21 protein-coding genes are annotated in these 24,926 nt (G+C 45.7%); 8 read left to right on the top strand and 13 right to left on the bottom strand.

The genetic code is table 11. The features are described from left to right. Positions 1-274 precede the first annotated feature (274 nt). The 4 genes from putA to SPEA_RS18355 form a co-directional block, all read right to left on the bottom strand. On the bottom strand, positions 275-3,469 hold the full coding sequence (gene putA / locus SPEA_RS18370; protein ID WP_012156688.1) for a bifunctional proline dehydrogenase/L-glutamate gamma-semialdehyde dehydrogenase PutA: 3,195 nt from the start codon (positions 3,467-3,469) through the stop codon (positions 275-277). Between the two features lie 654 nt (positions 3,470-4,123). Then, positions 4,124-4,669, bottom strand: a complete 546-nt coding sequence (locus SPEA_RS18365; RefSeq protein ID WP_012156687.1) for a TIGR04211 family SH3 domain-containing protein — start codon at positions 4,667-4,669, stop codon at positions 4,124-4,126. 192 nt (positions 4,670-4,861) lie between these two features. Next, a complete protein-coding gene (locus tag SPEA_RS18360) occupies positions 4,862-6,130 on the bottom strand; it encodes an inorganic phosphate transporter (RefSeq protein ID WP_012156686.1) in 1,269 nt (422 codons plus the stop codon). A 24-nt stretch (positions 6,131-6,154) separates the two neighbouring features. After that, positions 6,155-6,835 carry a TIGR00153 family protein gene (locus tag SPEA_RS18355; RefSeq protein ID WP_012156685.1) on the bottom strand — a complete coding sequence of 227 codons (681 nt, stop codon included), beginning with the start codon at positions 6,833-6,835 and terminating at the stop codon, positions 6,155-6,157. A 232-nt stretch (positions 6,836-7,067) separates the two neighbouring features. Between SPEA_RS18355 and SPEA_RS18350 the strand changes: the two genes are divergently transcribed. Next, complete coding sequence (locus SPEA_RS18350) at positions 7,068-8,555, top strand: CYTH domain-containing protein (protein WP_012156684.1); 1,488 nt, start codon at positions 7,068-7,070, stop codon at positions 8,553-8,555. 104 nt (positions 8,556-8,659) lie between these two features. Here the strand turns inward: SPEA_RS18350 and SPEA_RS18345 are convergent, their stop codons facing one another. The 8 genes from SPEA_RS18345 to SPEA_RS18310 all read right to left on the bottom strand — a co-directional run bounded on the left by SPEA_RS18345 (position 8,660) and on the right by SPEA_RS18310 (position 15,546). Then, positions 8,660-9,457 carry a potassium channel family protein gene (locus SPEA_RS18345; RefSeq protein WP_012156683.1) on the bottom strand — a complete coding sequence of 266 codons (798 nt, stop codon included), beginning with the start codon at positions 9,455-9,457 and terminating at the stop codon, positions 8,660-8,662. Positions 9,458-9,515: 58 nt separating this feature from the next. Beyond that, a complete protein-coding gene (locus SPEA_RS18340; protein ID WP_012156682.1) occupies positions 9,516-9,845 on the bottom strand; it encodes a hypothetical protein in 330 nt (109 codons plus the stop codon). 116 nt (positions 9,846-9,961) lie between these two features. Next, positions 9,962-10,612, bottom strand: coding sequence for a hypothetical protein (locus SPEA_RS18335; protein ID WP_012156681.1), 651 nt, complete (start codon positions 10,610-10,612; stop codon positions 9,962-9,964). A gap of 11 nt (positions 10,613-10,623) precedes the next feature. Next, positions 10,624-11,313 (bottom strand): PspA/IM30 family protein, encoded by a 690-nt coding sequence (locus tag SPEA_RS18330; protein ID WP_012156680.1) that lies wholly within the window; start codon positions 11,311-11,313, stop codon positions 10,624-10,626. 12 nt (positions 11,314-11,325) lie between these two features. Next, positions 11,326-11,739 (bottom strand): YjfI family protein, encoded by a 414-nt coding sequence (locus tag SPEA_RS18325; RefSeq protein ID WP_012156679.1) that lies wholly within the window; start codon positions 11,737-11,739, stop codon positions 11,326-11,328. Between the two features lie 91 nt (positions 11,740-11,830). Further along, a complete protein-coding gene (locus SPEA_RS18320; RefSeq protein WP_012156678.1) occupies positions 11,831-13,558 on the bottom strand; it encodes a polyamine aminopropyltransferase in 1,728 nt (575 codons plus the stop codon). A 115-nt stretch (positions 13,559-13,673) separates the two neighbouring features. Then, positions 13,674-14,573: a DUF350 domain-containing protein gene (locus SPEA_RS18315; protein ID WP_012156677.1), complete on the bottom strand. Its 900-nt coding sequence runs from the start codon at positions 14,571-14,573 to the stop codon at positions 13,674-13,676. A 13-nt stretch (positions 14,574-14,586) separates the two neighbouring features. Beyond that, positions 14,587-15,546 carry a hypothetical protein gene (locus tag SPEA_RS18310; protein ID WP_012156676.1) on the bottom strand — a complete coding sequence of 320 codons (960 nt, stop codon included), beginning with the start codon at positions 15,544-15,546 and terminating at the stop codon, positions 14,587-14,589. A 341-nt stretch (positions 15,547-15,887) separates the two neighbouring features. Here SPEA_RS18310 and glnE point away from each other — a divergent pair, with 341 nt between their 5' ends. The 3 genes from glnE (at position 15,888) to SPEA_RS22435 (ending at position 20,579) form a co-directional block, all read left to right on the top strand. Then, entirely contained in the window at positions 15,888-18,746 is a 2,859-nt protein-coding gene (glnE, locus tag SPEA_RS18305; protein ID WP_012156675.1) for a bifunctional [glutamate--ammonia ligase]-adenylyl-L-tyrosine phosphorylase/[glutamate--ammonia-ligase] adenylyltransferase, read from the top strand. Positions 18,747-19,027: 281 nt separating this feature from the next. Then, complete coding sequence (locus tag SPEA_RS18300; protein ID WP_041411626.1) at positions 19,028-19,753, top strand: DUF4347 domain-containing protein; 726 nt, start codon at positions 19,028-19,030, stop codon at positions 19,751-19,753. A 283-nt stretch (positions 19,754-20,036) separates the two neighbouring features. Continuing rightward, positions 20,037-20,579 carry a hypothetical protein gene (locus SPEA_RS22435; RefSeq protein WP_049767985.1) on the top strand — a complete coding sequence of 181 codons (543 nt, stop codon included), beginning with the start codon at positions 20,037-20,039 and terminating at the stop codon, positions 20,577-20,579. 284 nt (positions 20,580-20,863) lie between these two features. Here SPEA_RS22435 and SPEA_RS18290 read toward each other — a convergent pair whose 3' ends face one another. Continuing rightward, positions 20,864-21,118 carry a hypothetical protein gene (locus SPEA_RS18290; protein ID WP_012156672.1) on the bottom strand — a complete coding sequence of 85 codons (255 nt, stop codon included), beginning with the start codon at positions 21,116-21,118 and terminating at the stop codon, positions 20,864-20,866. 944 nt (positions 21,119-22,062) lie between these two features. Between SPEA_RS18290 and SPEA_RS18285 the strand changes: the two genes are divergently transcribed. The 4 genes from SPEA_RS18285 to SPEA_RS18270 all read left to right on the top strand — a co-directional run bounded on the left by SPEA_RS18285 (position 22,063) and on the right by SPEA_RS18270 (position 24,924). Continuing rightward, the gene (locus tag SPEA_RS18285; RefSeq protein WP_012156671.1) at positions 22,063-22,761 is read left to right on the top strand and encodes a hypothetical protein; all 699 of its coding nucleotides are present in this window, start codon (positions 22,063-22,065) and stop codon (positions 22,759-22,761) included. A gap of 200 nt (positions 22,762-22,961) precedes the next feature. Next, a complete protein-coding gene (locus SPEA_RS18280; RefSeq protein WP_041411078.1) occupies positions 22,962-23,429 on the top strand; it encodes a hypothetical protein in 468 nt (155 codons plus the stop codon). Then, complete coding sequence (locus SPEA_RS18275) at positions 23,416-23,928, top strand: DUF3592 domain-containing protein (protein ID WP_012156669.1); 513 nt, start codon at positions 23,416-23,418, stop codon at positions 23,926-23,928. The genes SPEA_RS18280 and SPEA_RS18275 overlap by 14 nt, the downstream gene beginning before the upstream one ends. Positions 23,929-24,213: 285 nt before the next feature. Continuing rightward, the gene (locus tag SPEA_RS18270) at positions 24,214-24,924 is read left to right on the top strand and encodes a hypothetical protein (protein ID WP_012156668.1); all 711 of its coding nucleotides are present in this window, start codon (positions 24,214-24,216) and stop codon (positions 24,922-24,924) included. Positions 24,925-24,926 lie beyond the last annotated feature (2 nt).

The raw sequence follows: 24,926 nt of genomic DNA, 5'->3' as shown, positions 1-24,926 counted from the left end.
AAAAATCAGCTGGATTATAGAGCAGTTATTTAAACTCAGTATATCAATAATGTAATAACTGAGAGGATTGTCTCAAATAATATACAATAATCCAACTCTTTGTTAATTAGAGTGGTGTGCAGCTGTGTAGATTGGTGAGCCCTGTGTTTTATATGAGTCTATTACAGTGTCAATAGTGCGTGAAAGGTGGCGATTAAAAAGGCCGCTTACAATCGTAAGCGGCCTTTATTACAGTGGCGTAACGCCTTTATCTGTTTAGCGACTTAAGTGGTCACTAATCTTCGCTATCACCTAATGACAACAGGGTCGCATTACCACCAATAGCGGTAATATTGTTGGTGTGAGTTTTTTCAGTAATAAAGCGCGTTAGGTAGTGTGGACCACCGGCTTTAGGGCCTGTGCCAGATAGGCCTTGGCCACCGAAAGGTTGAACCCCAACTACTGCACCAATCTGATTACGATTGATATAAACGTTACCCGCTCTCACCTTATCAGCGAGTTTGAGGGCGTGGCCTTCGTTACGGCTGTGAATGCCTAAAGTCAGACCAAAGTTGGTTGAGTTGATCTCGGCGATTACCTTATCAAGCTCTGAAGACTTGTAACGGATAACATGCAAAATTGGACCGAAGTGCTCTTTTTCCAGCATTTTAATCGAGTCAATCTCTACTGCTGTTGGCGCTACATAGTAACCATTTTTAGTGTTTTCAGGCAGTTCGACTTGCTTGAGTAGCTTGCCCACTTGCTTAATATGGTCAATATGCGCATTTAAGTTAGCAGCCGCTGCGGCATCGATTACTGGGCCAACATCGGTTTTCACTGAGTTTGGATTACCAATAGTCAGTTCTTCCATCGCGCCTTTCATCACGTCGATCACGCGATCGGCGATGTCATCTTGTAAAAACAGCACTCGTAACGCAGAGCAACGCTGCCCAGCACTGGTGAAAGAAGAAGATACGACATCATTAACCACTTGCTCTGGTTGAGATGTTGAATCGACCACCATGGCATTTTGGCCGCCAGTTTCCGCAATCAGTGGAATAATCGCACCTTCACGCATGGCAAGTGTACGGTTAATTAGCTTCGCTGTGGCAGTAGAACCAGTAAAACATACGCCAGCAATACGTTCGTCTGAAGTAATCGCCGCTCCGACTGTAGCACCAGTACCTGGTAGGAATTGCAGCACGTCCTTAGGAATACCTGCTTCATGTGCAAGCTGAGTCGCTCTGTAACCAACAATCGATGTCTGCTCTGCTGGTTTTGCGATTACGGTATTACCTACCGCTAGAGCAGCAGTCACTTGACCTAAGAAGATAGCTAATGGGAAGTTCCATGGGCTAATACAAACAAATATGCCGCGACCTTCTAAGTATAACTCGTTGAGCTCTCCTGTTGGGCCAGGAAGCAACTCAGGCTTAGCCATCATCTTCTTCGCTTGCACAGCATAGTAGCGACAGAAGTCTACAGCTTCACGAACTTCATCGATGCCATCTTGTATGCTCTTACCGGCTTCTCGCGTACAAAGCACGATAAGCTCTTCACGGTTTTCTTCAAGCAGGTCGGCCAGTTTTTGTAGGGCATTGGCACGTACTTCAACAGGTGTATTACACCAACTTGGAAAAGCGGCTTCGGCACTCGATAGTGCTTGCTCTATTGCTTGATTGTTGGCGAAGGCTATCTTACCAACAACCAAATTAGTATCGAATGGGCTTACAACTTCCTTGGTTTCTCCAGTTAAGGTTTCACCGTTAATTAACGGACCCGCTGACCAAGTGGTGTCTTTAAATTTATCGAGTGCGGCAAAAAATGGTGCAGATTCAGAGATGATGTTCATGTTCAGTCCCTTGGAGTTTTTACGTTCCGCTCCAAATATATCTTCAGGCATAACGATTTTATTATTAGCCAGGCTTCTGTAACCCATAAGTGTTGTCAAAGGGTGTCCCACTAATGACTCAATAGGGGTCTTAGGATCAACGAGCTTGTGTACAAATGAGGTGTTGGCACCATTTTCAAGTAGGCGGCGAACAAGGTAAGGCAAAAGCTCTTTGTGTGCGCCAACAGGCGCGTAAATACGTACGTTTTTCACGCCACTTTCGGCTAAGAGCGTGTCATAGAGTTCTTCACCCATGCCATGTAGACGTTGGAATTCATACTCTCGATCGCCAGCCATGTCCGTTATACTGGCAATGGTTTGTGCGTTATGGCTAGCAAACTGCGGGTAAATCGCGCCGCGAGTAGCATCAGATAACAAGTATCGCGCACAGGCAAGATATGAAACATCGGTACCGGCTTTGCGAGTATAAAGTGGGTAACCACCTTCGCCGTTCTCTTGTGCCCATTTAAGTTCACTGTCCCAATAGGCTCCTTTCACTAAGCGCAGTGGGATCTCATCGCCTTGATCTTTTGACAGGCGGGTTAACCAGCAAAGTACAGGTAAGGCGCGCTTTGAATAGGCCTGAACAACGATACCTAACAGTCCCCAGCCTTTTGCTGCATCTGAGTTATATAATTGCTGGAATAGCTTGAGAGAAAGTTCAAGTCTATCCATCTCTTCTGCGTCAATTGAAATCCCCACATTAAGGCTGCGAGCTTGCTTGATAAGCAGAATTAGCGTGTCATACAGCTCGGTGAGTATTCTGTCTTCATTGGCGACTTCATAGCGAGGATGCAGTGCAGAAAGCTTGATAGAGATAGTTGGGCGAGGCGCATCGCTAGTGTCATATTCTTGAGCACCTAGAGAAGCAATAGCGCTTGAGTAATCTTCGAAGTATTTTAGCGCGTCTTTTTTCGTTAGCGCCGCTTCACCTAACATGTCGTAGCTATGGGTGTAGCCAAGTTTACGTTTGTCGTTGCTGTTCTTGAGGGCTTCTTTAACGGTACGACCTAGTACAAACTGCTTACCCATGATCTTCATTGCTGCAAGCATGGATTGTCTAATGACTGGTTCGCCAACTTTATTGACTAGGCGGTTGAGTAGGCTACTGGGTTTACCGTCAATACTATGATCCAGCTTAACGATTTTACCCGTTAACATTAACCCCCAGGTGGATGCATTTACTAGGATTGAATCACTCTTGCTTAAATGTTCATCCCACTTAGCACCCGATAGCTTGTCTTCGATTAGTGCGTCGGCGGTGGCGGCATCAGGAATACGCAGTAGCGCCTCGGCAAGACACATTAAAATAATGCCTTCCTGAGTCTCTAAGCTATATTGCTGAAGGAAAGCGTCAACACCGACCATAAGGCCTTTCTTGTCGTATTGACGGACTTTATTAACTAGCTCGTGTGCTCGGGTGGTCACACGGTTGATCTCTTCATCACTTGAAGGAACTAGCTTTATCAAATCAGATAAATATTGTTCTTCATCGACAATGTAATTATCGCTGATCGCTTGGAACAGTTCGTTGAGATCGGCTGTATCATAATGACCAGCTAGAACTTCACTCGCTTTGAACATAATAATCGCTTCCATCTAGGCCGTAGGGGCCGATTGCTTGGGTAAGGTGTTGCGACAAAACCTCTGTTGTTATTCTTTTGTATACAATCCAAGGCGTTCGCGGGGCCGATTATAACCATAAAATGTGATGAGTGGCAATAATGACATATTTAGTGTGATCTGCGTTTGATTTTGACTGCGAGTAAGGTGCGCTAGCCCTTATGGTGTACGGGCTAGCGAAAGATTAAAAATAACACAGTGTTTTAATCGTAGCGGCTTTATATGCGGTTTCACTGAATTATTACCGACGAATTTTAGCCGTTTTATATTTTATGAAGCAAACCAAGATGATACCTAGAATCGATAACCCTTTTCATTTTCCTTGCAGTGATTAGTCGAACTCTTGGCGGCGTAATTTCAGCCGTACACGGGCAATAAAAAAGCCTGTGCATAGATAGCACAGGCTTCATTGGGGAGTTTGCTAAGTTAGACTGATAGCGACTACCAGCGGCTCTTAGGCTTACGCTGTGACCTTGGTAGATAGCTAAGCTAATAATGTTGCTAAGCAGTTAGACTGCAGCGGCAATATCATTAGTTACCAGCGACTCTTAGGCTTACGCTGTGACTGTTGTTTAGATAGCTAAACTAATAATGTTGCTAAGCAGTAGACTGCAGCGGCAATATCATTAGTTACCAGCGGCTCTTAGGCTTACGCTGTGGCCTTGGTAGATAGACTAAGATGATACCCAGTAGTAAACCACCCGCTGCGATAAAACCACCTTGCTTCCACATCTCGAAACGTTCGTTTCTCTGCATACTCGCAAGTTTAGCCTTGGCGCTATCGCGCTCGTTGCTAGCGCTGTCCAAGGCTTTTTGAGCCGCAGCAAGTTGAGATTTAACTTGTCTCAGCTCCTGGGCATTGTTATCGCCGCTGCTTAATGCTGTCTCTAGTTCAGCTTTGGTTTGCTTAAGCTCTGCTTGTATCGCAGGAAGCTGAACACGAAGGCTCATTTTAGCGCTTAGCATCTTGCTCTGAACCCAGCCTTCACGACCTTTGTGGTCGACTATTTTACTGTAGTCGCCTTGGGTTTCCTTAAGTGACGTTACCTCTTGGCCAGCTTCGATGCTGCCCAAGATACGGAACTGAGTTCCTGGGCCACCATGGAGGTAGATGTAAACATCATCTGAGATGTAGCGCGTTTGGTTTGCTGCAAGCAAAGAAGGGGAAAGTAACATCGTTCCCACAATAATTAGAATTCTTAACACTAATCTATTCTCATCTACGAAATTTAGCCCACATGCTAGGGATTTAAAGGGGGTAATGCAAGTGGCAAAAGAGGGATAAAATGCAAAAGGGAAGTTTGATACTAAAATTATCAAACTTCCCTCATTTTTACTCAGTATTTGTAATACTGATGTTGCTTGGATTTAGTTAAAAATGCCTTTAATCATGAAGAAGAATATGATTGAAAGGCCAGCACCCGCTGGAAGGGTTACAACCCAAGAAACCACGATGTTACGAACAACACCCATGTTAATTGCCGCAATACCACGAGCCATACCCACACCTAGTACTGCACCCACTAATGTTTGTGTAGTAGAGATTGGTAGACCTGTGCCCGATGCAATAACCACGGTTGATGCCGCAGCAAGTTCAGCTGCGAAACCACGGCTTGGCGTTAGGTGAGTAATGTTCTTACCTATGGTTTGCATTACGCGTTGACCAAAGATAGCAAGACCTAAAACGATACCAACAGCACCTAGAGGAAGGATCCACCAAACAAGGTCTGCTTTATTGCTGATCACACCGCCACTTTCAACAACAGAGACTACTGCTGCTAATGGGCCAATTGCGTTAGCAACGTCGTTAGAACCGTGAGCGAATGCCATACAACAAGCGGTCACAACCATTAGGATAGCGAAGACTTTCTCAACGTTACCAAATTGTGTTTGACGGTCAGCCTTGCTGTCCATCTTAAGTCGCTTAATCGCAATCATACCACCGATACCGACTAATACTGCCAGTGCCAGTGATAACGCATACGCTTCACCATTACTGAAATCTAGGCCGACATGCTTAAGGCCTTTCTTAACAGTCACTAGTGACATAACAAAGCCAGCAAGAGCCATATAGAATGGAACGTAACGCTTAGCGTTCTCTAGAGGATTGTCGGTATTGAAAATGAGCTTTTGTACACTCTGGAATATCATAAAGGCGATAAAGCCAGATATTGCCGGTGTGACGACCCAAGAACCAACGATTCCACCTACTTTGCCCCATGCTACAGCATCTGCACCCACACCAACTGCGGCGAAACCAACGATGGCGCCAACGATAGAGTGAGTGGTCGATACTGGCCAGCCCAGTGCAGAGGCAAAAACGAGCCAGATACCTGCAGCAAGCAATGCTGAAATCATACCGTAAACCAGAAGTTCTGGTGAATCGACAAAATAAGCAGAGTCAATAATGCCGTTACGGATTGTACTGGTGACTTCACCACCAGCAAGATACGCACCTGCAAACTCGAAGATCATAGCGATAATGATCGCTTGTTTAATTGTAATCGCATTCGAACCTACAGAGGTTCCCATTGCATTGGCTACGTCATTGGCGCCAATACCCCATGCCATTAAAAAACCAAATAGAGCCGCAATACCAATAAGCCACGGGCCATTGGTGACTAATACATCAACCATGTTGTTACCTTGATAATCTTTTGATTAGACGCGAGCTAACATTAGCTCTAAGCGAGAACCGACTCGTTCAGCAAGATCTGCCAAGTCACCAACCCACTCAATTATCTTGTAGAGGAACATTACATCTACAGGGCTTAATTCAGACTCGATGGAGAAAAGCTGTCTACGGATCTTAATCTGTAAATCATCAGTATCTTCTTCGATAGAATCTAACTCTGCGATCATTTTAGCGACAAGATCCACTTCACGACCTCTAAAACCTGTTTCTAACAGATCATCGAGTTCGTTAATTGCTTCTTTTGACAGAGAAACTGCATCAAGGCAGCGCTGTAAATAAGCAATAAATGGTTCTTGAATGACTAGAGGTAACTCTAACTGTCGGCCAATGACGCGGCCGGAAATGTCTTTTGCTTTGTTAGCAATCTTATCTTGCTGGGTAAGTAGCTCCAGTAAGTCAGTGCGCTCAACAGGCATAAACAGACCGCCAGGCAGAGTTAGGCGGATCTCACGTTTTAGTGAGTCAGCTTCTTGCTCTGCAAAGCTAATTTGCTTACGCAATTGAACGGCTTTGTCCCAGTCTCCTGCGACAGTAGCTTCAAAAAATGGGACAAGTAATGACGCACAGTCGTATACTTTGTCGATATGCTCTTGAAGAGGCTTAATTGGCGATTTTGCAAACACGCCTAAAATAGAGTTTACTGGCATTGCCGTGTACCTATTTTGGTTATTCCACTATTGGAAAAAGCGGGCGCATGTTAACCCAAGCGGCCGCGTAAGAAAACTGTGTTTTACGATTTAAATTGACAGTTTTTTATTCTAGCTAGTTATATCCTAACTGCAAAGCGGATCCTACGGCGATATTATTGCAGAAATATTACAGTGTGTAACTTTAATGACAGATTGATTAATTTTTGATGACAAGGTGGCAGATACATCGATGGACGCTGAGATTGAGCTGAAACTCTTTTTTAATGAGAATGAAAAGAAAAGCCTTATAAACCTGTTAGATAGCTTACCTAGTTGCGATGCTAAAGGTAGAGAAGTACTGACAAATGGTTACTTTGATACCCCAGACCTAACTTTAAGAAAATGGGACATGGGTCTACGAATTAGAGGCATTAATCAACATTTAGAGCAGACAATTAAGACAAAAGGTCAGGTTGTAGGGGGGATCCATTCTCGTCCTGAGTACAATATTGATATAGATCAAAACTTTCCTCAATTAAATTTATTTCCGAATAAAATTTGGCCTGAAGGTGCGAATGTTGAACAGACCCAGTCAGAACTCTACTGCCTGTTTAATACTGATTTTGCCCGTCAGCGTTGGCATGTCTTTGTCGATGACAGCCTAGTTGAAGTCGCTTTAGACATGGGGGAGATCCGCGTCGGTGAGGCCGTAGACCCCATTTGCGAGTTAGAATTTGAGCTAATTGCAGGTGATACCAGCGCGTTATTGACCCTTGCGGGCATCGTCAGTCGAGCAATTCCTGTGCGTTTGGGTAAAGCGAGCAAGGCACAGCGAGGCTATCAACTTGCGGGGCAATCTAGCATCGAGTCTATTGAGGCACTTAAGTTTATTGAAATTGATCCTCAGCAAAGTCTTAAGCATGTCGCGATTAACTTATTGGCCGTAGGGTTAGATCGCTGGCAGACCATAGAAGCACTGATTTTAGCGCCTACACAGAACATCATGGCTTTGCCGATGCTGAGCTATCGTCTACGCGCCTGTATCCGTTTGTTGAAAAATACTCTGAAACAGTTCGGATTGCTTGAAGACTCATTCCAAACTGACTTTGACTGTATTGAACAGCGGCTTAACTTTATTGAAGAAGGCTTAAGTCTTTATAGCATCATCGAGAATGATGCGGCATTAGTGGCTAAATTACCTATGCATCAGGCTTTGGTCGATGTGGCTCTAGTTAAATTGCAACAGCTGAATATTATCGAGCAAGCTGAAGCTTTGCTTGGAGATATTTGCTACGGCCGCCTACAGGTGCACTTGGTTGACCTATTGATGCAGCTTAATGATGGTAAGGTCATTATAGATAAAGCGCTCGATTTGAGAAGTTTCGCCGATAAGATACAGGAAAACTCATGGCAAAGAATTCTAGATGTAATGCCGCGAGATAATGAGTTGAGTAGCTCCGACTATTTATCGGTTGCTAAGGCACTGGATGACAGTATTTTTGTTGGTGTCGCCTACGGTGGGCTCTACAGCGAAAAATCACGAGATCAGTTTAGAGCGCCTTGGCAGGACTTAGCCTTAGGGATCCGCACCTTAGCTGCTTATCGTCAGCTAAAGATGATTAGCGAGACTGCTTACTTAGATATTAGTGGCTGGCTAGAGAACAAAGAGCAAAGTTTAGTTCAGGCGATGGAGTTCTCTCGTCGTAGCGCCATGCTCAATGAGCCATATTGGCGTTAATGTGCGGGTAACTGCAGTCGTAAAAAAGCCCACATTGATGTGGGCTTTTTTACGACTTAGACTCAGAAAGACACAAATTCAGGAGCAGCTTCTGATTTCCTAAATTATTCAGGCTTCTTATCTTCGATGGCTTGTTTTAGCTCATTGAGCTCGGCGATCAACTTCTCTTGATTCGCCTCCATGCGCGCAAGGCTGGTATTAAGCTCTGAGCGAATTTCTTCTGTATGGCTATCGAGCTTCTCTGCTTCATCGGGCGCGACAAAAACCGATGCCATATAACCTGAAATCACACCGAAGAAACTGACGCCACAAACAATCACCACACCACCTATGATATGGCCTGCTGTCGTCACAGGGTAATAATCACCATAACCTACAGTCGATATTGTCACTAAGGCCCACCAAATTGCACTCTCGGCGGTATCGATATTGGCACCTTCTACGCCGCTCTCAACAATCAGCACTAGCACTGAAGCAAAGGTTAAAATGGTGATGAGAGCAACTAATAAGCTCGCTATCGTCGCTTGCCTACGCTGTTTCAGCATAGGAACAATCAATGAGCGGCTCATGCGAATGAGACGGATAACTCGTAGGATCTGGAACAGACGCGCCATTCTAAGGGCTTCAATGGCGGGAATACTGGCGACGAAATCTATCCAGTGGTGCTTTAAATAGCTGGCTTTTTCGTTGGCTTTGAACAGTTCAAAAAAGAAGTTAGACATGAAGATAAGACAGATACTGAAATCTATCATAAACAAAAGGCGCTTGGTTTCGCCATCGACGCGACCGAATGTCAGTACTAGCACCACTATCACCGACAGTAATGACAGTAACATCATCGCAAGTTGAATCGGGGTAGGGGGCGTTTCAGGCTGAAGTAGCCAGCGCTTTTTATTTGCCATCGATTAGGTCCATCTTTAGAGGCGCCAGTTAATATCCATCTGGCACCGTGTTTTGTGCCTATTTATCAGCACTAAATTGTATTAAATCATCTAACACATACTTTTTAATTTCAAGTTGCTGATCGGCAGAGAGGTTATATTTCTCGGCCAACATTTCATAATCAGTCGGGCTGAGCGATACAGTAAGGCGAGGACGCTTAGGGCGTTTAGTCACAGTTAAGCCAAGTATTTCCCTGATCTGATCCGATGGGCTTACACCTGCATCGAGCGCGGCTTTACGAATAGCATATTGGAATTTTTCATCCAGATCGAAGGCAATTTGTGTCGCCTTGGCTGCTTTTTGGTTCTGTTGCCACTGTGCAGGTAAGGTCTTTGTTTGTTTGGTCATGCGTGCGATACCTAAATTTACCAATCCGTATTAACAAGCTACGGGATCTCTCCTATGCTACCACTCATCGGAGTTGAAACAAAAATGGTTCTAGATTTACATCTAGAACCATTAATTTATGCGCCTGGCCAATATTCTCTGATATCGGACAAGGGACGATAGAGCGTCAGCATTACATCTGTGTCACCGCTTTCATAGACCTCAACATCGACAGCCTTGTCTTCGTCATCGTCAAGCAGTTGATAGGACTCAAACGGCTCACCCGTTGCACCTTCGGCGTCTTGGGGAGGTCTTAAGCCACGATAATCTTGACGATGGAAATAACCAAAACTTCCAGTCGTCACTTGATGATAATGAGGCGATAACCACTGTTCATAATCATTTAAGTCTGGTGACAGAGTTTGCGTATCTAACTCGGCTTTCCCAGCTTCTTCAAAGATATCGCTAAACTGATCGAGATCGAAGAACTGTTCGACCTGACCGCGGCTGATCTTAATCGAGAGAGCCAGATAGGTTTCGTCATCTTCATCAAGGCTGAGGAAAATGGCATCGCCACTGTGACCCTTTAGTACCCACTCAGTCTGTTGTTTACGCTGGTACTCATAGGTGTTCACCGCTTCAACTCGCAGCTGCTGACCACGAAGTTGTGGCGGCAGCGCAAAACTGTCATCAAGGGAGATCATATCTCCCTTGTTGAGTTTTGTTGGGTGGTCGAGTTGACGTTTAGGTTCCTCTTTTTTGCCAAATAGGCTGCTTAGAAATCCCACGTCAGTCTCCTTTAGCCCTTACGCGCTTTAATGCGGTCAAGTACGGCGTTAGCGTTAGACTTTTGCTCACCAATACCAGCTGCTGCTAGCTTGTCGTGCAGCGCCTTGTCACTGTTCTCTTCAGCTAACGTTTCAGAGGCTTTTAGGCGGTCATCAAATGACTGCTGGCGAGCCTTGATACGCTCTAGCGAATCTTTAGCATTAAGTAACTTAGAGTTACTGCCTGCAAATGAGTCGGTAATAGTCGCCGTCGCTTTCTGCACGCTCTCAGTGGTTTTAACCATAGTTAATTGACGCTGGTAATCAGTCACTTGACGCTCAGTTTTACGTACTAGCTCTTTTAGGCGTGTAGCGTGTGCGCTGAAGCTATCATTTGCCGACTGTTGATCGTTAAGCTCTTGGTCAAGTTCAGCAATTTTTTCAGCCACTTCAAGTGCTAGCGGCTCGTCACCTTTCTCAAGTGCTTGAGTTACGTAGCCTTCGTGCTCGGCAATTGAACGCTTTAGGCGATCGACTTCACGGCTCGCTTGCATCTCTTTGGCCATCACTTCAGTTAAGTCACGCTTAGCCTTAGTGAGGTGTTTCTCTGCATCACGGATCTCTTGTTCAAAAATACGTGTAGAGTTAGCATCAACGATGCCTTGGCCAACTTCAGTAGCACCGCCACGGAAGGCCGTAAGAATTTTGTTTAGAATGCCCATAATGTGGCTCCTTTAATTAAGGTAGTCGACGAGTTCGTCGATAACTTCGAGACAGTTGTCAGAAAGAACAGATAACTCTTGCTCAATCTCTTGCATGCTTGAGTGCACTGATAGTGCGCCGTAAACCACGTACTTATCGTCAATTTTTGCAAACGATGACAGTGGCATTGGAATGTTGAGCTCCAACATGGTCTCAAACATTTCGCTACGACGTTCTTGATTTACTTCATCCTCGCCCCAGAGATAACTGATGCAAAGGATCTGGTTGTCCGTGACCGATACAAATACCGGGATCTCTTCACGACCAACTACGTTAACTTGTAAGACTTCCACGTCACCATTAATTGGATAACAATCAAATTGAAAGCCAGTATGGCTGTTGTCGCCAAGTTCATTTAGGTGGTTGGCAATTGTGTGGATATTCATATTTGTCCTTATTGACATATTATGTCTGTGATTAAAGATAACACTACGACATAATATGTCAAGGGCTATCTTTACGATTCAAAAATAAACTCTACTGATTTTCTAACCAAGCCTGCTGATGATATTGATACAGCTGGCTTGAACCTAAAACATTGGGCTTAATTTCTGCTTTGTTCTGGTAAAAATTCCCCGGAAACTCAAAGGCTGCATGGATTAGACCTGGAGTTAACCAAGGGTCATCGACAGGCAGCTGCTGCAGACTTTGTAGCCTAGTGCGGGCACTTTTTCCACCTAAGGTAGCAATGCTCCAGCCCCATTCACCAAAACTGGGTACGTTATGGTGGTACTGATCGACTCTAAAGCCAGCAAGCTCCAAGGTCTTACCTACCGAAATAAAGGCGTTAGGGGCGTGATAAGGTGACGTCGACTGTATGGTTAAGGCAGCGTCATTACTCATTAGTTCCTTGAGCTTTAAATAGAAGGCATCGGAATACAGCTTGTTAAGATCTGGATGACTCGGGTCGGGCAGATCGACAATAATGACATCGAACTTCTCTTCCTTAGCTAATAACTTATCAACTCCGTTAAAGGCATCCTCATACATAATTCTTACTCGAGGGTCGTTTAGCGCATCTTGGTTGAGTGCGAGTAGTGCTCGGCTTAAATGATCGGGCATATCGCTAGCGGGTTGCTTAAACAGCTCAACCAGTTCCTTATCAAGATCCATTAGCGTCACCTGCTCTGGTTGCCATTGCAACACTTGGGTAAGTCCTAAGCCATCGCCGCCGCCAATGATTAACACCTTGTCGTGACGTGCGCTAGCCGCCATGGTCGGGTGTACCAAGAAAGAGTGATAGATATGCTCATCGCTACTGGAGAACTGCAATCGTCCGTTGATATACAGCGAATGCACAGGGCCAAGACCGTTGCCTCTAAGACGCTCAGTAAAGGTCAGCTGTTGAAAGCGAGTCGCCTTGGCATAAACCACCTTGTCTTTATAGAGCAGGTTATTAAAGCTCTGTTCCCATGATGGCCCGTGTAGCGCCAATAACACTAAGATCCCCGTTGCGATAAAGTGGCCAACGAGGAGCAGTTTTACATGGCGAATTTGATGCCAGAAGCGCCAAATAAAGATAAAGCCGGCTAACAAATTAAAACTGGCAGTCAGCGCCGCCGCTAGCTGAATATCAATTGCCAACATAAAACCAACCCAAATGGCAGCGCCGATACCCGCACCGACATAATCAGCGCCATAGATGGTGCCAGCGTTGTGCATTAAGTGCGCCTCTGATAGTGCTTGGCGCACGCGTGCGATCAGTGGGATCTCCATGCCTATCATCAGGCCTAGTAGCACGCCCCACACATAAGGCAAATATTCACTGAGCTTTTGCAAGGTGCCAATAAAACCACCATCAGGCAGTTGATCCGCAGGTAGGCCAAGAGTATTGGCGATAACAAGGGGAAGCTGCTGGCCAAAGCCGATAACGGCTGCAGTAATTAAGATTGCTAGCGATCCACAAAGCGCGACGCAAAGTTCCAACACGGCAAAGCCAGTAAAGGCGCAGCGAATTTTGCGGGCGGCAAAGGCGCCGAGCCCCATGGATACGATCATCAGACCTATCATGGTGTAAATAGCAGCTTCGAGGGCGCCTAGAATGCGTCCGGCATAATGAGAGAGTAGATACTCATAGATAAGGCCGCATCCAGCGAGCACGGCCATGATGCCAAGCAGAAGCACATCATCGAACCAGCCTAATTTGCCTGATTCTATGGTTGGGTTGCTAGATTCGGTGGTGGAGTTATTTGAGTCGGTTTGCATTGGGTGTCAGTTGCTTATTTATTAGAGATGGTTTTGTGAGAGATCGTTTTAATGGATGATGACGAAATAAGTAATAGAAAAGGGAGCGTATTAAGCGCTCCCTTTATTATTCTGCTTAGGCCATCAAGGCTGCCAAGATTATCGCGATAGAGACGCTAATTGCGACCTCGACGAAGGCTAAACCTATGTTGTGTTGTTTCTCGACTTCTTCACACAGGTTAATCTTGGCCAGTACCAGTTTCTTGACCAAGGTGATAAGTAGCGATAGAGAAAGTAGCATTACCACTGAGAAGATCAGCCAGCCGATCAAGTTAGCCACGTAGGCTTGTGGATCAAAGATGATGAAGTGACTCGCGGCATTGAAGCTAAAGGCCATGGCAAGCATATAGCCGCTATGGCGGATCGCTAGCGCAACATGGCCTTCAGCAATCGCTTTTTGCATCGATGCACCTTGGTTACGCTTGGCGTAGCGGTTCTCACGGCCACGCGTCAGTAACACTAACATTAGCTGTGAAATCGCAAAGGCACTAAAGATGGCGATAAAGGTGTAGACGGTAAGGTCTTCAGCCCACATTAATACCGAGCGGATGATGATTGCGGTGGCGATCGCGGCTGTGGCATCGACGATGGCGACCGAGAGGTTGCCCTTAATAATTAGCGCGTTTTTATCGATATTATTAAGTGCAATTTTATCGTGTAGGAAACGACCGAGTTTAATCAATATTAGACCAAATAAGCCGTAGGCTGTCATGCCTATAGCCTCGACTAAGTACGACTCAGCGGCTTCACCGGTAATCGCGCCAGTTAACACGATACCCAACGCCATCACGGCACCCGCGGTGCTAATACCGAAGGCAAAGTTATCGTTTTCAGCCAGTTCATGGCGGCTATCGACCTTTACCGTCCACCCTTGCAGGTAGCGCATTAATGTCAGTAGCAGCACGGCAATAGTGATATCGATGAATAGAATAATCATCAAATCTGGAGTGAGGCCGTAGTTTTCTAAAAATGTCATAAGGGTTCCTTAATTATTTGCCTCGGCGAACACCGCGAGTGGTACGACTGCTGGAATTACGGAAGCTGCTGTCCTTGGAGTAGTTAGAGCGGAACTTGCTTTTACTGCTCGCAGTGCGTCCTGTTGAACTGGCTTTTGGGGTACTACTACTCTGTCTCGAAAGACTGGTTGAGCCTGTGCGCGACTTAGCATACGGGCTATCAAACTTACGTCCTTGAGAACTAAACTGCTTCTTAGTGCGCTCATAGGTTTGTGTTTGCGCGCGAGCTTGCTTAGGCGAGGTATAGCGGTAGCGTCCCACATCGTTGTAGTAACTGTAGTTACGACGGCTCGACCATCTGTCATAGCCAATTGGGCCACGGGTCAGATTTGAGAACATGGAGTACATGCCATACCAAGCCCAAAATGACATGCCATTAGAGCCTGTCTGCCAGCTACCGTAAGAGGGATTACCAACAAGCTGACTGCCCGCACCAAAGTCTTCCGCGCCATTGGCTAGAGCAGCGGCTTCACGGCTAATGGAGTTAACTCGCGCCAGAGCCCCGTCAGACATGTCGGCAACCACGTTAAGTGGATCAGACAACATATCGTTGTATAAACTTGGGTCTGCGGCTTGATACAGGTTTTCGACTTCGGCCAATTGCTGATCGAGATCGATATAGTTAGCCGGATTCTGGGTATCGGTTAAGCGCCGCGTGAGCGAGGTAAACATAGGTCCGCGATTAGTTGCGTCCATAGCCAACTCATTAAGCAAAGGGCTTAAGTCGGGCTTTTGCTTCTCCAATACTTGTACGTATTGTTTGAGCAAATTAGCGTTACGTACCTGACCGTCATTAAGCATAGTGCTAAGAGTATCTAAGCGTTGCTGAGTGAGCTGCTGATACTTAGCAATTTGCTCTGGTCTATCATCGCCACATCCTGCGAGGGCGAATACCATTAAGACGGTGAGAACGCGGATTAGCATTCCTGCCATAGTTTCTCCAAATTCGGTTATTTTACTCAAAGTGGCCAAACCTATATTACACAACACCAGGATATCTTGGCCTAAAATGCTGTTGCTATCTTAGCTCATTAAACCAGTTTTCACTTGCTGAAACATTGAATTCTCAAGAGAAATTATTTGGTTTTAGCGCATTTAGTATAGTATTGCCTATTAGAGCATAAAAATAGCAAGGATCCTGTTTTCATGGCTCAGTTAGAGACAAATGACTCAACTAGCCAACATCCTCGACCAAAGCTGCTCACAATTGGTTACGCTCTATCTATATCATTAACGACATAATATGTCGATGCACTAAATTGTTAGGGATTATTATGCGCACGGCTTCACTGGATAATCAGCCTGTCAGCACGCAAATGGCTGCGGCTGCAGAACGATATTGGCAGCGGCTCAATGACACTGCGGCCGAGGTGGTCAGCTCACTCACCGAAGAGCAGCAACAGGAATTAAAACAGGCATTTGCATTAAGTGATTTTATTGCCACTCAGTTGTGTCGACATGCTCAATGGATCCCCGCACTCTTCGCTTCAGAGCTCGAGAATATCGAACGTCTAGAGTTTGAGCATGAGCTTGCAGAGCAACTTGAATCGATCAGCGATGAAGAACAGGCAAAACGAGTATTACGTCAATATCGTAACCGACAGATGGTGCGCATAGCTTGGCGTGACTTCTTTAATTACAGCGTATTAGAAGAATCCTTATTAGACCTGTCGGCCCTAGCAGAGGCACTAGTCATTGCTGGACGAGACTGGTTATATCACGAGATGTGCGCGCAGCAAGGCACGCCAACCGATAGCCAAGGAAAGCCACAAAAGTTGCTGATCTTAGGTATGGGCAAGCTTGGCGGGCGTGAGCTTAACTTCTCTTCCGATATCGATCTTATCTTTACCTTCCCAGAACACGGAGAAACCGTTGGTGGACGCCGTTCGATAGAGAACCAGCAGTTCTTTATTCGCATGGGGCAGCGTCTAGTGAATCTATTAAATCAGGTCACGGTCGATGGATTTGTGTATCGGGTCGATATGCGCCTTCGCCCATACGGTGAAAGCGGGCCCTTGGTGGTGAGTTTCAGTGGTCTTGAGGATTATTACCAAGAGCAGGGGCGTGACTGGGAGCGTTACGCCATGGTAAAGGCGCGAGCACTCGGCCCTTGGACATCGGATTCAGATGAGTTACACGATCTGCTCAGACCCTTTGTTTACCGGCGCTACTTAGATTTTTCGGCCATCGAGTCACTGCGAAAGATGAAGGGACTGATCACCCAAGAGGTGCGTCGCAGAAAGCTTACCGACAATATTAAACTCGGCGCCGGCGGTATTCGCGAGGTCGAGTTTGTGGTGCAAAGTTTTCAGTTAATTCGTGGTGGCCGTGAGCCCGCATTGCGTCAGCAGAGTCTTTTTGCCGCAATAGATACCTTGTATCAGTTAGGTCAGCTGGAATACTTGGCTGTGGATGAGCTAAAGAAAAGCTATGTCTTGCTGCGCCGCGTAGAGAACCTACTGCAGGCCATTAACGATGAACAGACGCAAACCTTACCAAGTGATGAGCTCAACTGGCAACGCCTCTGCCACGCCCTCAGTGCTGATTCTGAGATGGATCTACGTCAACAGATAGAGACGGCGATGAGACAGATCCACAGCCATTTTCTGGAAACCGTTGGCGGCAATATTGTTGATGATCAGAACGAGACCTGGACTCAGCATTTATGGAACGCTTATGAAGATGAGCATGCGCTCTCAATTCTAGAAGAGCAGGGGATTGAGGATGAAAAGCTGTGGCCGCTGCTTAACCGCTGGCACGAAACTGTGGTGCGTCGCACCATTGGTCCAAGAGGGCGCGAAACCTTAGATAAACTCATGCCTAAGCTGCTGTGCGAATTTACCAATCTTCCCCATCCCTCTAAAGCGTTTGAGCAAGTCTCTAAAGTGCTCGATCAAATTCTGACTCGCACCACTTACCTTGAGCTCTTGTGTGAAAACCCTGGCGCGAGGCAGCAGCTGGTTAGCCTGTGTCTTGCTAGCCCATGGATTGCCCTGCAGCTGGCAAAATTCCCCATGCTGCTCGATGAGCTGATAGACCCAGCCCAGCTGTATGACACCACATCATTAGATGACTACGGCAGCGAGCTTCGTCAGTACCTGCTACGCGTACCAGAAGATGATTTAGAACAGCAGATGGAAGCGCTACGCCAATTTAAATTGTCGCAGCAGCTAAAGATAGCCGCTGCCGATGTCACTGGAGTACTGCCAGTGATGGAGGTGAGCGATCACTTAACCTACTTAGCCGAAGCGATTATCGAACAGGTGGTTCATCAGGCGTGGGCGCAGGTGAGTGCTCGCCATGGCGTACCTGAAAACCTTAAAGATAATGAGATGGGTTTTGCGGTTGTCGGCTACGGCAAGGCAGGCGGCATCGAGCTAGGTTACGGCTCAGATCTCGACTTAGTGTTTTTGCATAACGGCAGTCAGGCCGGGCAGACCAATGGCGATAGAGCCATAGATATCGGACACTTTTACCTAAAGCTTGCCCAGCGTATATTGCACTTTTTCTCGACCCGCACTAACTCAGGTGAATTGTATGAAGTCGATATGCGCCTGCGGCCATCGGGTGCGTCGGGGTTATTGGTGAGCGAGATTGAACGCTTCGGCGAGTATCAACGAGATGAAGCCTGGACATGGGAGCATCAAGCCTTAGTTAGGGCGCGCTTTATGTTTGGTGACATGTCACTCTCCAGTCGATTCAATGAGCTTAGGGCCGAGGTGCTTGAAAGCCCGCGTGATACAGAGGCTTTGGCCAAAGATGTCAGAGAGATGCGGGTTAAGATGCGCGATCATCTATTAAGAGTCGAAGAAAATATGTTCGATCTTAAGCAGAGCAGTGGAGGCATTGCCGATATAGAGTTTATTGCCCAGTACTTGGTCTTAGCCAACGCCAGTGAGCACAAGGCCCTGTCTTTTTGGTCTGATAATGTGAGGATCTTCGCTGAGCTTGCTGAGCTTGAACTGCTACCGCTTGATAGCGCTCAGGCACTGACTCAAGCCTACTGCCACCTACGTGATGAAAACCATCGATTAGTACTGCAAGAGAAGAGAACCGTGTTGCCGGTAGAAGCGGTTAAGCTCCATACTCAACGAGTCATAGAGATCTATCAAGCGATCTTAGGTGGCTCATAAGCCTCTCATCCCATTATAAACGTGACCGTTTTAAAGCCTCTTAGATTTAAATCTAAGAGGCTTTTTGTTTAATTGAACGGATATTTCACTGTAAAGCCGCAAGCAAAATGCGTTGCAAATTCATTTGCAGAGCTGGACGGGATTTAAAAAGGTAACCACAAGCGAAATGAGACGTTATTAACTAATTGAATCCAAATGTGAAAGCCAATTTCATTTTTGCTATACCGATGTGGTTTGTTCTATGCATCAGTAAGTTTATTGTTTATCGGCTCGAGCTCATTATGAATTATCTCAAACAGACAAGCCGCTACACTAACTTCAACGATAGCTTAACCGGCATGACGATCTTTAACGATCTCTCGATAAGGGGGCTTATCGCCAACAAGAAAACGAAGCGCCGTCTCAGCCATGACTTTCCCGTCTACTGGATAGTATTACTCTGCCTACTGCTGTTTATCAATGATGCCATAGCAGAGCCAAACTTTGAGCCAGAGTTTGAGTCAGCGTTTGAGGCTGAGTCAATTACGCTGACTAAGATAAAGAGCTCATTGGTGAAAGCCGAGCAAAGCGTCAGCCTGATCATCGTCGATAGTTCGCTAGAGCAGCTCGAGGCGTTATTGTCAGGCTTTAGTGGGGAGGTGCATCTGCTTATTCTAGAAGACAATATGGAGCCATTTGAGCAGATAAATCAGGCGCTATACCAAGAGCCGCCTTACTCGAATGTGAGTATTGTCGCTAAGGCCTCAAGCTCAGCAATCTACCTAGGCGGGCGCTGGATTGATAAACATTACTTACTTGAACATCAACATAGTTTAGCGACTTTTTCCCGCCAGTTTGCTAACGGAAGCCCGCTTTCGCTATATACCACTAACTTGACTGCAAGCCATGGTGGAGGCCAATTTATAGGTTTATTTGAAGAGCTGACGCAGATGAATGTGGATGTTATTTATATGCAGGGCCAGCACTACGATCCGCTATGGGTACAGCGAGAGCAATATGATTTTTAAGTTTGATCTTTTATTTTTACCTCAATGCTCCATCCAGTTGTTGCATTGAAGATTACCTCTTTTCATAAAGAACTTAATAAAGCGCCTAATACAGAATCCAGTCAAGTAAAGCCTAATTAAGTATAGCCTAATTAAGGGCTGACAACAATTTGGACTAGGTTCCCTTTGATACGTTTTGTATCAAATTTTCGACAAAATTTGCTTTGAGGTTAATGCTTTCCTGCTTACTATCTGCTCTTGTATATCCCACTGTTGTAAAAGGGATTAATTAGAGGAATGTTTGATGACTTCTGTGAGTGCGGGTGTTAGTGCAGGTGTGAATGCTAATGTAAGTGCTAATGTGAGCGCCCCCCTTGGTAATGCCGTGGGTAATTCGCAGGTTAATACATCTGCCAATGCACCCGTGACGGTTGCCAATGAAGCGGCGACTTCTGCGACTCTTACTGCGAGCTCTACAGCGAATCAAGCAGCGCCTTTACCCAATGTGGGTGCCAGCACCAATGTGGCTATCTCGGCTGATGCTCAGCAAAAGCTTGCCGATGAGCAGACGGCTGCTAAAGCCGGCGGCTCTTTACCTAAAGCTGACGGCTCTTTACCTAAAGCTGAAGGCTCCTTACCTAAAGCTGAAGGCTCTTTATCTAAAGCTGATGGCTCTGTACCGAAGGCTGAAGCTGAGGAAGATGGCGATTTTGAATCTTTTGTGTTTGGGGCTTTAGGACTCGATCATCCCGAGGAGATCGATGAGAACGGTGACCCTTCATATTCTGCAGGCCAATATGTTAAGGCAGCTGCCACGGTGGGTGGCATGATTGCGATGTTTATTTAGACTTCGTCTAAAAACTGTTTTCTTATCAGGCTGCGCCTGACCAAAGTCGTGAGCTTCCAGCTCACACACGGGCAAGAAGGGGTCAACAGCTACCCCCTCTTGCATCTCCCGAGCCGCCCCGACGAAGTTGTCTCCCTCGTACTTATGGATAAATCGCTAACGCTTCCGATGGGGCATCCTGCCCCGCGAAAGCTACGCCGACATCCCTGTCGGCATCACGCGATTTATTCCAACGTACTTCGGCAACTCCGATGGGGAACAGGTGTTTTCTGTTAGTTTTTGACTCAGTTTTGCTCCCTATTATTTTCACTATTCGATTTTAATGCTTGAAGAATGCTCTTAGCGCTATGTCCTATTAGCCTACCGAGAGCTGCAAAGGTGAGCCAAGTCAGTGATGGTTCTGCACCACAGCTAAGTATGCCTTTTGATGCTCCGTAAAATTTAAATACAATATCTATTGCTAGTGATATTCCGACAAGAATCTCAAAATAAGTTATGTTTTTTATGGCTTTATCGTAATCAAAGTTATTTTTTTGCATAGTTAGCCTTTAGCGCCTCGAAAGCGGAGTCGAATCTAAATCCAATAAGATAAACAAGCGGTATTAAGAGAAGCGTATTGTACGTATTCCGTTAATGACATGTATACAGCTAGTGTTTGGTGGATACAAATTGTCATAAAAACAAGGATGTGTGGGGCTGGGGGAACTATTCTGAATCGATGCTTCGTTCTCAATAAGCAGTTGCTCTATCTGTAGCCTGTAGCCATAAACCAATAGCGAGTTGCTCATATTGAGCATGCAGATAACAGCGACTCTCTACTTAAGTTACCGCAGATAAGTGGGGTCAGCGTAAACTTTCTGAGTTGATGTTTAGTTCTTAAAGTAGCAGTCCTCTATCTTAAGCCATAACTAACAAGCTAGATAATCCTTGTAGGTCTACAGGAAACACACTTTCCCCATCGAAGTTGCCGAAGTACGTTGAAGAAATAGTCGTGATGCCCACACGGATGTGGGCGTAGCTTTCGCGGGACAGGATGTCCCATCGGAAGCGTTAGGCTATTTCGAATAAGTATGAGGCCCGTATAAAATGCATGTAACTTCGTCGGGGCGGCAGGACTCTTTATGAAAGAAATGGCCAAGAGGGGATTGCTGTTGATCCCCTCTTGGCCGAGTGTGAGCTGGAAGCTCACGACCTTAGTCAGGCGTAGCCTGATATGTGGCAAAGCCACGACCTTTATCAAGCGAAGCTTGATAGAAATCCAGTATTGACCCCCATTGTTAATAGCATGTTTTTGGCCCGCCACTTATTGTTGATTTAGCATTGAGGGCTTATGTTTTAGCTTATTTTTAACCATGCGCAGGGGGAGTCCATATAAGTAAAAGTGTATCCTGATCAAACATTTGACTTGCTCCAGCTCCAATATATCTTTACGCTGTGCGCCATTCGGCTGAATAAGCCAAAACGCCTAATGTTGGTATCCTGAATGTTGCGAAAACCCACCCCTTTCTCTAAGCGCAAAACCCACAACCTGTTTAAAAGCAAACTCAAACGCACTCTGGTCAGGATAAACTGGAAACGGTTCTGCTCAATCACGCTTCTGGCTGCACTGGCTTATGCTGCCCTCTATTACATTAACTCACCGGCCAGATTCGTAATGAACATGAGTATGGCGGACATGATCTACAACAGTCATCAACTCTCAAGCCAACAAATAGAAGAGGGCGGTGGGCAGGCACACTATCAAATGATTATAGAGGAACTGACTGCATTCGGTATTGACCCACACACCAGTCTTAATGATGTATTGCAGGACCATCCACAAATCGCGTCAGTGGAGATAACACAAGACCGGGATTGGGAATACCGTATTCAGGGAACCTGGGATACCGCGCCGGCCTTTTACGTGAGCGTCTGGATAACAGAAAAACACCGCGATGCCGGCTACACTGCCAAATTTTCATTGCGTAGCCCGTTGCACCTGCCTTTCAATTATCAATTCAATAACATCACCGGGTCAAAATGGATAGACACACCACCGGCCCCCAAGGCGCTGGCTGAAAGTCATATGTACTATGCTGAAACATTCAGGCAAACCGATAAAACTCCGTGGGAAGTCGTCTATCTATTACAACACAGTGAGTTTCCCCCCTTAACCTACGAATCAAAAGCCTCTGACATTTAGCAATGGATGCTAATATTGCCCCCCATTGTTAATGGCATGTTTTTGGCTCTCCCTTGGATATCAAGGCCTAATACTCGAGATTAAAACCAAGATGTATTACAGCAAGACTAACTAGAGTCGCTTTAGTCTAATGCCGTGTTATCTAATGCCGTGTTATCTAATGCCGTGTTATCTAAAGTCGCTGTAAATAAGGATTTATAATGGACTTTTCAAAGTGCTCTTTGCTAGCACTGGTGCGTTACAGTTACCTAGCCGCGGCGGTAATTTATCTGCTTAGCTGGATTTGGTGGCCTGCCGCGACCCTGTGGCTAGTCTTGCTTAGTTGGGCTGGGGGTTGCTGGCACCGCGTTACTTCCCCCGTTTTTAAACAAGGCTATTTGAATCTATTGCAGTCGATAGGGATTTACCTTGGGCTGCATTTAGCGGCCTTAGCCTCGTTTATGGTGGCCAGTAGATTTAATTATGGTGGGCTGTTTTCAACGACTGGAGCTGAAGAGTTTGGCTACCTGCTTGGCTTTGGTTTTCTTGGGGCGGTATTGCTGATTATTGGCACTCTTTGGCCATTGATTAGATTAGTGAAAGGCTATCGAGTTTTGATGGTTATTTATAAGGGCAGTTGTGAGGATAGTCGTGAGGGTAATGAGGTGAATAATAGTGAAGCGCTTTAAGCTGTCGCAGGTTTCAATATTAATCTGGTTTATGTTTATCATGTTCTCCACTGCTGTTGGAGTGGCAACCTACGCAGTGCATCAGTTTCATGCCTCTTTTAATTGGCCTACGGCTAAAGGAGTCGTGGTGAATTGTTGGAGTATTGAGCGCTATCATGAAAGAAGCAGCGCAGAATCTCATTACGAGGTGGCTATCGAGTATTTTTATGCTGTTGACGGTAAAATTTACCACAAGAGTAATAAGACCGACATCACTGGTGCTATTCCGGGTTACTCTTGGGAGGAGGCCGAAGCCTTGGTGGCTGAGTTTCCTAGTGGTAAGAAGATCCAAGTGCATTACAACCCCAGCAACCCAGATACAGCGGTTATCAAGCCAACAATGCATCTGTTTATGATTATCGCTTTGGTGGTGTTCTCCCTGATATTAATACCCGTCTGTTATCTGATGTATCTGCAGATGACCTCAAGCCGTGACAGCTTTATCGTTCGTAATGTGTAACTGATTTTATTCTAACCGTTCGCCGATGTGTGAGGCATGGATGACGAGGCTTCCTTAATAGTACATGGAGGCTTTCGCGCATTTATGCATGTAAAATGTAGCGTTATTGATATGACTCTTATCAGACTCAATTTGACTTCTCAAAGTGTGATTTTCGGCGTATTTGAATACGCCAATTTCCCCTAACAAGAGCGTATACTGGCATCAATAATCTATGAATCGCTTGTGGAAAATGCTAGCGAATTAGCAGGTTAAACTATTAATAAAAGGAATGTGTTGTTAAATATGGCGTTTATAATTAAAGATACCAAATTGAATGTAGCTAAAACCGATATCTTCCATGATGAAGCTGGTTATGCTGCATTTCCAACTGCTGAGTCTGTGGTTTTTGACCGTGAGAAATTAATTCCAATTGGGTTGTTGTCATTCAATATGTTTGATGCAAGCATTGACGACAAAATACTCATTGCACTCCCTAATCTGCAAGGCATTCCCGATGGTGATTATGGCCCAATCACCTATTCGTATATTGATGAGCAACAAGGCTGGTGCTTAGATGACGAGTACGCCAATGATGATACGCTTGAGGAGCAAGACGAGTACTTAGACAACTATCAGCAAGCGCAGGACGAATTTGCTGCCAATAAGTGTTTGATGCGTCGTGACAAAAAGCTGCCATTAATCACTTTGGGCGGCCAACCTAGATTTGGCCAGAATTGGGCTTCATGTTTATATAATGAACTGGCAAAGAACCCAGAGCTGGATCATTACTATGAAGTGACCTGCAGCCTTAATCATCCTGAATTTGAACATATGAGCACTCGCGATATCGTTTATCTGGATCAGAAAGACAATAAAGAATATACCTTCATAGGCAGCTTTAAAGATGAAGCTTACTTGGTCAGAGATAGTGAGTACTTGGGCTTTGCCGGTGAGTTTATGGTGTTTTACCAGCCAGAGTTAAAGAAAGTCATGCTAGTAGCTGAGTACGATTAACT

The organism is Shewanella pealeana ATCC 700345 (genome assembly GCF_000018285.1).
In the GTDB taxonomy this organism is placed as follows: domain Bacteria; phylum Pseudomonadota; class Gammaproteobacteria; order Enterobacterales; family Shewanellaceae; genus Shewanella; species Shewanella pealeana.
This window is presented reverse-complemented; position numbering and strand designations above follow the sequence as displayed.

What these genes read in the sequence shown, in the direction of transcription:
- SPEA_RS18310 (WP_012156676.1), bottom strand. Translation starts at nt 15,546, where the DNA reads ATGGCAGGAATGCTAATCCGCGTTCTCACCGTCTTAATGGTATTCGCC.
- SPEA_RS18330 (WP_012156680.1), bottom strand. Translation starts at nt 11,313, where the DNA reads ATGGGCATTCTAAACAAAATTCTTACGGCCTTCCGTGGCGGTGCTACT.
- SPEA_RS18270 (WP_012156668.1), top strand. Translation starts at nt 24,214, where the DNA reads ATGGCGTTTATAATTAAAGATACCAAATTGAATGTAGCTAAAACCGAT.
- SPEA_RS18325 (WP_012156679.1), bottom strand. Translation starts at nt 11,739, where the DNA reads ATGAATATCCACACAATTGCCAACCACCTAAATGAACTTGGCGACAAC.
- SPEA_RS18280 (WP_041411078.1), top strand. Translation starts at nt 22,962, where the DNA reads ATGGACTTTTCAAAGTGCTCTTTGCTAGCACTGGTGCGTTACAGTTAC.
- SPEA_RS18285 (WP_012156671.1), top strand. Translation starts at nt 22,063, where the DNA reads ATGTTGCGAAAACCCACCCCTTTCTCTAAGCGCAAAACCCACAACCTG.
- glnE (WP_012156675.1), top strand. Translation starts at nt 15,888, where the DNA reads ATGCGCACGGCTTCACTGGATAATCAGCCTGTCAGCACGCAAATGGCT.
- SPEA_RS18320 (WP_012156678.1), bottom strand. Translation starts at nt 13,558, where the DNA reads ATGCAAACCGACTCAAATAACTCCACCACCGAATCTAGCAACCCAACC.
- SPEA_RS22435 (WP_049767985.1), top strand. Translation starts at nt 20,037, where the DNA reads ATGACTTCTGTGAGTGCGGGTGTTAGTGCAGGTGTGAATGCTAATGTA.
- SPEA_RS18365 (WP_012156687.1), bottom strand. Translation starts at nt 4,669, where the DNA reads ATGTTACTTTCCCCTTCTTTGCTTGCAGCAAACCAAACGCGCTACATC.
- SPEA_RS18355 (WP_012156685.1), bottom strand. Translation starts at nt 6,835, where the DNA reads ATGCCAGTAAACTCTATTTTAGGCGTGTTTGCAAAATCGCCAATTAAG.
- SPEA_RS18340 (WP_012156682.1), bottom strand. Translation starts at nt 9,845, where the DNA reads ATGACCAAACAAACAAAGACCTTACCTGCACAGTGGCAACAGAACCAA.
- SPEA_RS18315 (WP_012156677.1), bottom strand. Translation starts at nt 14,573, where the DNA reads ATGACATTTTTAGAAAACTACGGCCTCACTCCAGATTTGATGATTATT.
- SPEA_RS18300 (WP_041411626.1), top strand. Translation starts at nt 19,028, where the DNA reads ATGAATTATCTCAAACAGACAAGCCGCTACACTAACTTCAACGATAGC.
- putA (WP_012156688.1), bottom strand. Translation starts at nt 3,469, where the DNA reads ATGGAAGCGATTATTATGTTCAAAGCGAGTGAAGTTCTAGCTGGTCAT.
- SPEA_RS18290 (WP_012156672.1), bottom strand. Translation starts at nt 21,118, where the DNA reads ATGCAAAAAAATAACTTTGATTACGATAAAGCCATAAAAAACATAACT.
- SPEA_RS18350 (WP_012156684.1), top strand. Translation starts at nt 7,068, where the DNA reads ATGGACGCTGAGATTGAGCTGAAACTCTTTTTTAATGAGAATGAAAAG.
- SPEA_RS18360 (WP_012156686.1), bottom strand. Translation starts at nt 6,130, where the DNA reads ATGGTTGATGTATTAGTCACCAATGGCCCGTGGCTTATTGGTATTGCG.
- SPEA_RS18345 (WP_012156683.1), bottom strand. Translation starts at nt 9,457, where the DNA reads ATGGCAAATAAAAAGCGCTGGCTACTTCAGCCTGAAACGCCCCCTACC.